Raw genomic sequence first — 339 nt, 5'->3', positions numbered from 1 at the left:
GAGGCCTAGGACACCGCCCTTTCACGGCGGTAACAGGGGTTCGACTCCCCTAGGGGACGCCATGCGGGAATAGCTCAGTGGTAGAGCACAACCTTGCCCAGGTTGGGGTCGCGAGTTCGAGCCTCGTTTCCCGCTCCATTTCCAACTGTTGGGGGTGGCGGATTCACGCAAAGCAAGAGAGAAGTCCTGTCCCCATCGACTAGAGGCCTAGGACACCGCCCTTTCACGGCGGTAACAGGGGTTCGACTCCCCTAGGGGACGCCATGCGGAAATAGCTCAGTTGGTAGAGCACAACCTTGCCAAGGTTGGGGTCGGGAGTTCGAGCCTCCTTTTCCGCTC

General features: G+C 60.2%; 3 tRNA genes. All 3 read left to right on the top strand.

The window, feature by feature from the left end:
• Nucleotides 1–63 precede the first annotated feature (63 nt).
• The 3 genes from QWI16_RS00040 to QWI16_RS00030 all read left to right on the top strand — a co-directional run bounded on the left by QWI16_RS00040 (nucleotide 64) and on the right by QWI16_RS00030 (nucleotide 338).
• Nucleotides 64–138, top strand: a tRNA-Gly gene (locus tag QWI16_RS00040).
• 50 nt (nucleotides 139–188) lie between these two features.
• Nucleotides 189–264 (top strand) — tRNA-Glu (locus tag QWI16_RS00035).
• Nucleotide 265: 1 nt separating this feature from the next.
• A tRNA-Gly gene (locus QWI16_RS00030) sits at nucleotides 266–338 on the top strand.
• The last annotated feature ends 1 nt before the right edge of the window (nucleotide 339 follow it).

The sequence above is a fragment of the Gilvimarinus algae genome, assembly GCF_030518215.1.
Lineage (GTDB): Bacteria > Pseudomonadota > Gammaproteobacteria > Pseudomonadales > Cellvibrionaceae > Gilvimarinus > Gilvimarinus algae.
Note: the sequence above shows the minus strand (reverse complement) of the source record. Positions and strands in the feature narration are given on the sequence as shown.